The organism is Flavobacteriales bacterium, from assembly GCA_016124845.1.
Lineage (GTDB): Bacteria > Bacteroidota > Bacteroidia > UBA10329 > UBA10329 > UBA10329.
Genome location: WGMW01000013.1, coordinates 146,053 through 156,368, shown reverse-complemented (window position 1 = coordinate 156,368; position 10,316 = coordinate 146,053). Strand labels below are relative to the sequence as shown.

Annotated in this window: 9 protein-coding genes; 7 read left to right on the top strand and 2 right to left on the bottom strand. The window is 49.7% G+C overall.

Translation table 11 applies throughout. From position 1 onward, the window contains the following. Positions 1-287: 287 nt before the first annotated feature. The 5 genes from GC178_07030 to GC178_07010 all read left to right on the top strand — a co-directional run bounded on the left by GC178_07030 (position 288) and on the right by GC178_07010 (position 4,384). Positions 288-1,016, top strand: a complete 729-nt coding sequence (locus GC178_07030; GenBank protein ID MBI1287318.1) for an NYN domain-containing protein — start codon at positions 288-290, stop codon at positions 1,014-1,016. Positions 1,017-1,136: 120 nt separating this feature from the next. Continuing rightward, positions 1,137-1,526: a DUF1398 domain-containing protein gene (locus GC178_07025; GenBank protein ID MBI1287317.1), complete on the top strand. Its 390-nt coding sequence runs from the start codon at positions 1,137-1,139 to the stop codon at positions 1,524-1,526. Positions 1,527-1,609: 83 nt separating this feature from the next. Beyond that, positions 1,610-2,674 (top strand): serine hydrolase, encoded by a 1,065-nt coding sequence (locus GC178_07020; protein MBI1287316.1) that lies wholly within the window; start codon positions 1,610-1,612, stop codon positions 2,672-2,674. A 148-nt stretch (positions 2,675-2,822) separates the two neighbouring features. Further along, positions 2,823-3,440 (top strand): DUF3267 domain-containing protein, encoded by a 618-nt coding sequence (locus GC178_07015; protein ID MBI1287315.1) that lies wholly within the window; start codon positions 2,823-2,825, stop codon positions 3,438-3,440. Between the two features lie 200 nt (positions 3,441-3,640). Then, the gene (locus GC178_07010) at positions 3,641-4,384 is read left to right on the top strand and encodes a DUF1275 domain-containing protein (GenBank protein ID MBI1287314.1); all 744 of its coding nucleotides are present in this window, start codon (positions 3,641-3,643) and stop codon (positions 4,382-4,384) included. Here the strand turns inward: GC178_07010 and GC178_07005 are convergent. Further along, complete coding sequence (locus GC178_07005; GenBank protein ID MBI1287313.1) at positions 4,381-4,827, bottom strand: hypothetical protein; 447 nt, start codon at positions 4,825-4,827, stop codon at positions 4,381-4,383. The genes GC178_07010 and GC178_07005 overlap by 4 nt on opposite strands. A gap of 158 nt (positions 4,828-4,985) precedes the next feature. Between GC178_07005 and GC178_07000 the strand changes: the two genes are divergently transcribed. Both GC178_07000 and GC178_06995 read left to right on the top strand, forming a co-directional pair. After that, on the top strand, positions 4,986-6,362 hold the full coding sequence (locus GC178_07000) for a DUF839 domain-containing protein (protein MBI1287312.1): 1,377 nt from the start codon (positions 4,986-4,988) through the stop codon (positions 6,360-6,362). Between the two features lie 4 nt (positions 6,363-6,366). Further along, positions 6,367-7,863: a hypothetical protein gene (locus tag GC178_06995; protein ID MBI1287311.1), complete on the top strand. Its 1,497-nt coding sequence runs from the start codon at positions 6,367-6,369 to the stop codon at positions 7,861-7,863. Here the strand turns inward: GC178_06995 and GC178_06990 are convergent. Continuing rightward, a complete protein-coding gene (locus GC178_06990) occupies positions 7,853-10,273 on the bottom strand; it encodes a TonB-dependent receptor (protein MBI1287310.1) in 2,421 nt (806 codons plus the stop codon). The genes GC178_06995 and GC178_06990 overlap by 11 nt on opposite strands. Between the last annotated feature and the right edge of the window lie 43 nt (positions 10,274-10,316).

The window sequence follows — 10,316 nt, the reverse complement described above, 5'->3', positions numbered from 1 at the left end:
TCTTCTTGCCTTGCATCTACCGAAGGTCGGACCGACCGCGCAAAAAGTCAAGATCATGGAAAACTGAGTTTTCAACAGGTATATTTGGGTTGTGCAACGGGCACAATGCCTAAAAGTATTGCGTGGGACGGTACGTCAGTCAGTCTCAGTTTCGTTCTGCACCGTTCCCGTATCTCGAAAACTCAGTAGTTTCAAAACGCAATACTTTTAGGCGCACCGTTGGGTCACTCCGCACGATCTCTTTCCTTTCGGTCTTTTAGTTGCCCCTTAAATCCTACCTTACGGCCATGACAAAAGACACGAAACTGGCCGTCCTTATCGATGGCGACAACATACCAAGCAAATACATCAAGGAAATGATGGAGGAGATCACCAAATACGGAACGCCCACCATCAAACGCATCTATGGCGATTGGACAAACCCGCGCGTGAGCAAATGGAAGGAGGTGCTGCTGGAAACGGCCATTACGCCCATACAGCAGTACAGCTACACTTCGGGTAAGAACGCTACCGACAGCGCCATGATCATTGATGCCATGGACATTCTCTACTCCGACAAAGTGGACGGGTTCTGCCTCGTATCGTCCGACAGCGATTTTACCAAACTGGCCACCCGCCTGCGCGAGGCAGGCATGCAGGTGTACGGCATTGGCGAAAAGAAGACCCCTAACCCTTTTATTGTGGCCTGCGACAAGTTCATCTACTTGGAGATACTCGACTCGGAAGAGGAAAAAGGAGAAAAGGGAAAAAGGGAAAAACGACAGGTGGATAAGATCACTCCGAACGTAATGCGCCTGCTCAAGAACTCGGTGGCCGATGCGGCCGATGAGGACGGCTGGGCATTTATGGGCGATGTGGGCAAACTCATCCTGAAGAAGCAACCCAACTTTGATAGCCGCAACTTCGGTTTCGACAAGCTCACACCGCTTTTCGGTTCCCTCAGCAAGCAGTTCGAAATTGATGCCCGTGTGCAGGCGGGCGGCAAGTTCAAGGTCATTTACGTGCGGAATCGGTGATATTCAACTCTTACAAAGGGGTTTTCAATTCCGCTTGGCGCATAGCGAAAAGAACGTGGTCACCCAACGCTTTATCTTTAACCAAACCGTTGCATATTAGAACCGCTTAACTATCCGAAAATGTTTACCGAACAACAAGTCAAATTGGCTCACAGCAAAGTAAGGTCGGGAGCAGATTTCCCTGCCTATATCAAAGAGATCAAGGCATTGGGCGTTACTCATTATGAAACCTACGTGGCGGATGGTCACATTGACTGTCACGGAGGTGACTCGCATACCGTAACAACCCCTGCCAAATATGATCCGATGGTCATTTCAGACACGGTAAAGGCTGACGTGTTCAAAGCGGAGTTGAAGGCACACCAACTTGGGAGAACGGATTTTCTGACCTTCATTAAAATGTGTGCAACCACGGGTATTGAAAAATGGAAAATCTCCATGGACCGAATGACCTGCACCTACTTTGACAAGCGTGGAAATGAAGTTCTGGTGGAAGAGATTCCGCAATGAAACCCCATGCTTCTTTATGGTGGGCAGGTCGGTTTCAGCAACCTCAAAAGCAACCCAACGCATTATCTTTAACGGAAACCGCTATGAGCCACTTGACAAAAACTAACGGTCTTCGGAAGGACGGCAAGCCAAAACGAATCATTCAGATCGTGCTTCTTCTGGGAACGGCCATCTCATTGTTCTTTGTCCCATGGGTCATAGTAAAAGCATGGCTATTACCACTTCCCGAAACACTTCAAGAACAAGCAGATGAGGCCGTTGCATACGGGTTCGAGGGAATTGTTGTTTATGTGGATAAGAACGGGGAGCCACCAGCATTTTATACAGCAGGTTGGCACGACCGGATGAATAAAATACCTGCCAAGAAGGACGCTTATTTCAAGATCGGAAGCATTGGCAAACTGTATGATGCCGTGGCCATTGCCAAATTGGTAGGCGATGGTCGCCTCGATCTGAACAAGACACTTGCTGATTATTTACCTGAACTGGCAGGCAGAATTGAAAATGCAGAGAAGATCACGCTGAAAATGCTGGTGCAGCATCGGAGCGGAATACCAAATTATACCGATACTCGGAACTATTGGGCGCACCCGAAAGAAACCGCAGAAGAGAACCTCCAATTGATTCTTGACCAACCTGCCAATTTCGAACCTGACAAGGACTATGAATATTGCAACACGAACTATCTGCTGCTGAACAGGATCATGGACCGCTCGCTCGGCTACGCGAATTTTCAATTCATCCAAGAGCGTGTTTTAACGCCACTCAAACTGAACAACACTTTTACCTCGATCAATGATGTAGACATTGAAGATGTAATGAGTGGTTTTCATAAAGGACATGATGCCGACCTGAAAACGGATGACATTGGAATGATAGCCACGGCCGAAGACGTTGGCATCTTTCTGCGGGCTTTGAACAATGGCAACTTGCTTACAGAGAAGGAACAGAAGATCTATTCATCCATCTATAAGTATGAACACGCTGGCTGGGTACCAGGCTACCAGAGTTTCGCAACGTACAATGCGGATCTGGATGCGATAATTGTGACATTTTACAGCACAACAGACCCTGATCTTATTCTGTGGAATTTGGCAGAGATCATAAACGGTCGGTTTGCAAAGATCATACGCAAGGAAAGTACATGATCGGATGGCCATGGTCGGTAGGGAAAATTGGTGAAGACCGAAACAGAGCCACCGGTGATCAAAGAAAATTTTGGATCAATTTCCGACATCAGCTCTTCGAACATCCGACCGTGACTGTTGTTGTAACTTTTCGTCTAAGGTAATTGCTATGAAACTGACACCGGAAGAACTGGAAGCGCAGGGTTATAGGTTGGTTGACAGGCTCAACCATCAAGAAATAGTGCCGTTCGTTCAAAAAGGTCTGAAACTGAAAAACCGCTATAGCCGAGCATATGTGCTTCTCAACCTGCTCATTATCGCGGTCATTGGCCTACAACTGTTCCTTGCATGGATGAGCGGAACGGTTCTCATTTCGGATGCGCTTACATGGACCTCCTATGGTGTTGCAATGGCCTTTGGGCTGATCCCGTTGCACGAGTACATTCATGTTCTGGCCTACCGATACGTTGGTGCTGAACACACAAGCTATGACGCCAACCTTCGTAAATTCTACTTCATGGCCATTGCCGATCGGTTTGTTGCCGATTTTCGATCGTTCCGGGTTGTTGCGCTGGCCCCGTTCGTGGTGATCACAGTTTCACTCCTCATCGCTTATTTTCTGGTCTCGGGCCTATGGCAGTTCTCGGTCCTTGCGATTCTGCTGACGCACACCGCGTGCTGTTCTGGTGATTTCGGCCTATTGGCTTACATGTGTTCCAATAGATACAGAGATATGGTAACGTACGATGATAAGGAGAACCAGACCTCATACTTCTACGCCAAGTAATTACATCAGACCCCTTGCACTATTTGGCTTCGTAGATGTGTATTTGTTTTGCAATGCCAGCGTCAGCGCCATTACCTCCCAACGTAATTCAGAAAAAGAACCTTCGGTTGATGGTTCCTGTTGAAAATGGTCGATCGGTCAGATCGAATGTCATAACATGTGCTGGATGGAAACAGTAGCTTTGGCCAACCGAAGCAACCATGTTCCGCCATCAAGGTAAAAGCAGAACCCAAAAACACAACCTCCAGATTGCCATTGTGCTTTCGTTTGTGGCAGGAACTGTGAACGTGACGGGCTTCCTCGCCATCGGGCAGCTGACCACCAACGTTACGGGACATTTTGCGCTGTTCATCAACGACCTTTCCAACTTCCAGTTTTGGAAAGGCACGGTCTATTTCCTCTACATCTTTGCGTTTCTGCTCGGGTCGTTCGTGGCCGGTTTGCTGATAGAGACTTTCAGGGAAAACCAGAAGCTGAACGTGTTTGCACTGCCTACTGTCATTGAGTCCATTCTTCTGACAAGCGTGGCGCTGCTTGGGTACTGGAAAGGACTGTTGCATCCCGACCTTATTGCCTGTCTGCTGCTTTTTGCCATGGGACTTCAAAACGCGTATGTCACCAAAATATCCAATGCCATTGTTCGGACCACGCACCTTACGGGACTCTTTACCGACCTCGGCATCGAACTTTCGCAACTGTTCTTCCCAAGCTCGCACCCGAATCGTCTTCATCTGAAAACCACTATCAAGTTGCGCATCTATATCATTGCATTCTTCTTTATCGGGGGGCTGGTAGGTGGTTTTTTCTATTCGCGTTTGGGCTGGCAAACGAACACGCTGCTGCTGGCCGCGTTCATCCTCATTGCCAGCCTGTTCTATGACGACCTCCGCTATCAGTTCATCCTACAAAAACGGAAATTGGGAAGGCGCAAGCATGCAGCCTAACGTTCCAAGTATCGCTTCAGGTCCTCCAGCTGTCTTTTCAGTTTCTCCCGAAAGGTGCTTTGCTTCAACCAAAGCAAAAACCTGAAAGGAAACACTCCTTTAAGATTCTGAATAACGGTGATATGCGTATCTCCTTCCGTGGTGCGCGATACCGACCATAAGGTTGATACTTTGCGCAGGTAGAAAGGCAATCCTTCGTTGGTTCGGTACGAGAGCATGCGCTGCATCGCATCATACGCACTCAATATCTCCTCCACCCTTCCGGAGCCCGTTTCCAAGACTCGGCCTGCGTAGGTCAAGTTCAGCAGTTTGGTCTTGCCGACCATGTGCGAACGCTCCACGTCACTTCGCCACAGATGTACTTCGCAGAACCTGTTGGCCAACAGATCCCATACCTCATCAAGTGGTTTTGAAATCTCTATTGCTCCCCGTATCTCCATCATCGACCTTTATTGAAGTTTACGCGAACACGTTGCAAAAGGTCGTGTCGCTGGTCGAAAACGTGGTTTTATCGACCGAATGCAAACTTTCCGTTAAGAACCTTCAGCGCGATGCGCGATTAATTGACACGATTGTAACTTGCGTGTCCTAAGAGAGCATTATGAGAAGTAGAAGAGATTTCATCCGCACTACGGGTTTTATCGGAATTGGCTTTGTAGGCCTGAAATTGTATGCCTGCGGTAATCGGGCCACAACGGGCGAAGCAGCGGCAGAGGCTGTGAGCGGCTATGGTCCGCTTGTGGCAGATCCGAACGGTGTACTCGACCTCCCGGAAGGCTTCAAATACAAGATCATTTCAAGACAGGGTCAGCCGATGGTAGACGGATTGGTCGTTCCCGGTAAACAGGACGGCATGGGAACGTTCACTTCCGAAGACGGAAAGGTGATCATTGTGCAGAACCATGAGATGGTGGCCACCGACAAGGAACTGGGAGCATTCGGCCCAGAGAATGCGAACCTGAATGCCATCCCGAAAGAAGACTTTTACGATTACGCCAAAGGCGAATTCCCAGGATTGGGAGGAACAACCACCATTGTTTTCAATGAAGACACGCAAGAGGTGGAGAAGGAATTCCTGAGCTTGGCAGGAACATTCCGCAACTGCGCGGGAGGCGTAATGCCCTGGGGCAGCTGGATCAGTTGCGAAGAGGATGTGACCAAGATCGGAGACTTTGACGATAACGTGGAAAAGGAACATGGATACATTTTCGAGGTTCCAGCATCCACCGAACCGATGCGCGTTGCACCGAAACCCATCAAAGAAGCAGGAAGATTCAACCATGAGGCTGTGGCATATGACCCGAAGGCCGGAATGCTTTACATGACCGAAGACCGCTCGGACGGCCTTCTTTACCGCTTTATACCCAACACGAAAGATGACCTTCATTCTGGAGGAAAATTACAGGCACTGGCGGTGAAAGGCGAAGCAAAACTCGACACCCGCAACTGGCCAGAATCGAACGGTCCGGACATTCTTACCAACATCCCAATGGCGGTGGAATGGATCGATCTTGATAATGTGGAAGCTCCCGAAGATGACCTCCGCATACGTGGCCACGAAGCGGGTGCCGCACTTTTCGCCCGTGGCGAAGGCATGTGGTACGACAACGGAGAGATCTACTTTGCCTGCACCAACGGTGGCGACCTGATGAAAGGACAGGTCTTTAAACTGACCCCGGAGGCCGATGGCGGCAGTTTGGAACTGTTTATCGAGCCGAACGATGTGGACATTATGAAGTACTGCGACAACCTGACCATTGCGCCTTGGGGCGATGTAATGCTCTGCGAGGATGACACTGATGCCTACCTGCGTGGGGTCAGTCCCAAAGGCGAGATATTTACATTCGCACATTCGGTAAAACCTGTGGGTGAGTTCACAGGAATCTGTTTCTCGCCATCAGGGAAAACCATGTTTGTGAACTTGCAACATGAAGGTCTCACCTTTGCCATAACGGGGCCTTGGAAAGGCGAGGCCTAACGGCATGAATCGGATCATTTCCGTTCTCATACTTCTTGCTTTTTCATTCGCGGCCCATGCCCAGTACATCACGCACGGACCTGTAATTGGTGCTCTGACCGATAGTTCGGCACGCATGTACCTGCGAACCACGGTTCCTGATGCCATCATAACGCTGCATGTGGCGCACGATACAAGTTACCAGCCCGTGCAGGTCTATTTGGGTCGCCCGGAAGTGGAAAAGGACAGTTCGGTGATTCTGACCTTGGACCGCCTCAGTCCCAACACGAAATACTTCTACCGCATTTTCGTGGGGCAGGAACTGGATACGATCAACGGCTGGTTCCGCACATTCCCAACCGAAGGAAAGAAAGGAGAATACACGTTTGTCACAGGCTCTTGCCAGGAAACCGAGAACATGAAGGTGTTTGACGTGATCCCGCTGCACGACCCATATTTCCTCATGCACACAGGCGATTACACTTATCCCGATTATCAGATAGCACCTGATTATTCCTCCACGTGGGACGGCATGACCTACAGCTACCGCAGGCGCTACGATGAGAAGGAGATGAAATACATGCTCCGCACCGTTCCCATCGACTACGTATATGATGATAATGACTACGTGGGCGGAAGCGGTGGCCGTTACTGCAAGAACGACTGGCACGCACACAAGGAACACGGCCGCGTGATCAATGAAATGGTGGCACCAGAATTCCCAGCATTCTGGCGCAGAAACACCATCAAAGGGTACGATGAGCTGTTTCCGCATTATCCGCTGCCCGATACCAGCGAGGGCATCTTCCATTCCTTCAAATTCGGGAATGCAGAGTTTTTTGTCATCGACCGCAACAGCGCCAAGGACCGACCGAACAAGGATGGATTTGTGTTTGACGAGAAGAAAAAGAAATGGCGCTGGAATCCACCCGAAGGCTACGCACTTTTTGGCAAGAAGCAGATGGATTGGCTGAAGCAGCAGATCAAAGCATCAAATGCGGATTGGAAGTTCATTGTAAGCGGTGTCCCGCTGAACGGGGCGTGCGAGAAATTGATCCGTGCGGGAGTGAAAATTCAGAACATGAGCATGAAAGGTTTCTATGGCTTTCACATGGCGTGGGGCTTCAGTCAGTACTGGGCAGGCTTTCCCGAAGAGCGGTACGATTTCATGCAGTTTCTGGAAGACAATGACATCAAGGACGTGATCGTGATCAGCGGCGACACGCATCATAACGTGATGGACGATGGCAAGAACGCGGGATTACCAGAATTGAACGCCAGCGGCATGAGCGTTACAAGCACCGAGCTGGCCTACTACCTGAAACTCATCGGCACATTCACTTTCCAGTACCGCATGAAGAACATCTGGAACCAAGGCGGAAACGGCCTTGGCAACAAGAACCTGAAGAATGCCTTCGGCAAAGTTCGCATTGTGAATGATGAGTACGTGGAACTGAGCATCATTGACGAGGACAATGAAGTAATCAGCAGCTTCCGCGTGCCGCACTCATCTAAAAAGTAGCGGTCAGCTGTAGCACGAAATTCCGAAGCGGCTCCGGTTTGCTCGGCCGGAATGAATAGATGTGATTGCCAACGTTGTTGATGATGAACGCCACTTTCAGCTTTTCAAAAAGCTGGTAAGATGCACGAACGTTCGCTACAAAATCGCCCTTTTCGTGAGCCTTGTTGTAACGGGCCATCGCCCCGAATTCGCCTGAAATAAAGTCAACTGCCGTTGTCTCTGTCAGCGGAATGTTCTCCGGATAGCTGCCATAAATGATGGTCACACCGGTGGAGAATTTCTTGTAATCGAGCTGAATGTCTCCCTTCACCAAATGTCTCGGACGCAGCTTCAACAATCTTTGAGTTGCAGCTTCGTCTGGCTGTAGCCGATGACCCATGTTCTTGAAAAACTCACCCAGATAATCTCCCGCGCTGTAGTTTTTGGCAGAATCAAGATTGACCGGATAATTGTACGTGTATCCTATCAGGGCCGTAACGCCAATAGGCCCGATAGAACCTCGGCTGGCAAACCCTACCTCGTACCCGGTAACCAATGCGTTACTCACATTCTGCGGGTAAAGCCCAATGAGATAACTTGAAGGAAGACCCACAAAAAGATCGGGCCGCGTTCCTTGACTGACAAACCCGTATTGTACCAGATTCTTGTACTGCTGATAGAAGTATGCAAAATCAATGTAAGCCTTCCACTTGCTGACGGCCAATAACTGTTTTACTCCCAATTCCGCACTCATCCCCTTTTCCGCAACCAATGTCGGGTTTGGAATGACCCTGACCTGCGGGTTCAGGTCGTCACTCACGTAGCGTTCGGCAATGGTCGGTATACGGTATGACTGACCCCATGATGCACGAACGAAGGTTCCGGCACCGAACCGATAATTGAGTCCCGTACGGAAAACCGGAGATCCCGTTTCCGTGTAATCACCAACCCCGATTATCTCGTACCGCACCCCTGCTACGGCACTCAAACGCTCGGTTTTGAATTCGCCTTGGGCGTAAACAGCTCCTGAGTACGAAACCCGAAGGCCCGGATAGAGGTTGCTGGAAGAAAGCCCCATCGTGAACGGCAACCCCGATGTAATGGACCATTTCTTCCACAGTTTCTGAAACTGGTACTTCACCATCAACTGGTTGGAAATGGCGTGTGGTGTTGTTGCCGGATTCTTTGAAATGCGCATGATGTACATGTAACGCGCAATGATGGCGTGCTTGAACCCTTTCTCATTCTGGTAATGAAAATGGGGGTCGATATTGGCCCTGAAATAGCGGTCATAGCTTGGAATTGCGGACCTCAGAGCGCCCTCGTTCGGATTAGCAGACAAGAAGAATCGACCAGAATGCTCAAACACGAAGTTCCCGTTGATGCCGTAGTTCAATCCGGGTACACGCTTGTTGTGGATTCTTGTCTTGAAATTGAGTCCGCCACGAAGCTGATCCGCGTAGCTCAGATAACTGCGGTCGTGCAGAAAAACTCCACCCAACACGAAATCCACGTTCTTGATCTTCCGTTCATGGTTGAAATTCATGCCTGCCGCACCTCTCACATTGCCGCCATCCCACCACTTCAAGGTGTCTTTCGGGTAATGGATGATCGTATCCACCATCACCCCGGCCGAATCTACCTTTTTGGTGTATGTCTCATTGCTGTACAGGTCTGGCGGATTATCGTAGATGCTATTGTAAACCGTGACCTTGGTCTTCGGTTTTTCGCTCTTTGGCCAGGCCGTGATCACATTCACCACTCCGTTAAGGGCAGAGCTTCCGTAAACCACACTTGAGGCTCCTTTGATCACCTCGATCTGTTCCACATTCTGCATCGGTACCTGCCGCATCTGCGGTTCGCCCAGATCCGCGCTCATCAATGAGATACCGTCCTGCAAAACGGCCGTCCGCGTTCCTACACCATACGACCAACTGCTTCCGCCACGGATACTCACCTGACTGTCCTGGATAGTGACGCCAGGCGTTTTATTAATGGCCTGCCCAAGGTCGGTCGCGTTCGTATTCTGCACCAGTTCTGCACTTACCACTTCCATCGAAACGGTCTCTTCAGCAATGCTTTTCTTATACTGACTGGCAGACACCACCACGATGTCCAACTGCTCCGATTTGAGTTCCAGTTTCACATTCTTGGTCACGGGCGCACCCGAACTGAGATCGATCTCCTTCACTTTCGGCTCATAGCCGATGAATGAATATGTAACCTTATGAATTCCCTTGGGAAGTTTGAGGCTGTACTTTCCATCAAGGTCGGTTGTAACGCCCTTCCCTTCAGATGTTACCACGCTGACCCCGACCAACGCATCGCCAGACTCAGCATCTGTCAGCACTCCCGAAAGGGTGACATCTTGAGCGTTGGCGGTAAAATATAGAAGGAGAAGAAGTGTGAGGTTGAATAGAGTTTTGGTCATACGCTTCTTGTGAAGCGGATAAAAATAAGAAAGAGTGCCATCT

Coding starts and splice junctions, on each gene's coding strand:
- GC178_07000 (MBI1287312.1), top strand. CDS start 4,986: ATGAGAAGTAGAAGAGATTTCATCCGCACTACGGGTTTTATCGGAATT.
- GC178_07015 (MBI1287315.1), top strand. CDS start 2,823: ATGAAACTGACACCGGAAGAACTGGAAGCGCAGGGTTATAGGTTGGTT.
- GC178_07030 (MBI1287318.1), top strand. CDS start 288: ATGACAAAAGACACGAAACTGGCCGTCCTTATCGATGGCGACAACATA.
- GC178_07010 (MBI1287314.1), top strand. CDS start 3,641: ATGTTCCGCCATCAAGGTAAAAGCAGAACCCAAAAACACAACCTCCAG.
- GC178_07025 (MBI1287317.1), top strand. CDS start 1,137: ATGTTTACCGAACAACAAGTCAAATTGGCTCACAGCAAAGTAAGGTCG.
- GC178_06995 (MBI1287311.1), top strand. CDS start 6,367: ATGAATCGGATCATTTCCGTTCTCATACTTCTTGCTTTTTCATTCGCG.
- GC178_07005 (MBI1287313.1), bottom strand. CDS start 4,827: ATGATGGAGATACGGGGAGCAATAGAGATTTCAAAACCACTTGATGAG.
- GC178_07020 (MBI1287316.1), top strand. CDS start 1,610: ATGAGCCACTTGACAAAAACTAACGGTCTTCGGAAGGACGGCAAGCCA.
- GC178_06990 (MBI1287310.1), bottom strand. CDS start 10,273: ATGACCAAAACTCTATTCAACCTCACACTTCTTCTCCTTCTATATTTT.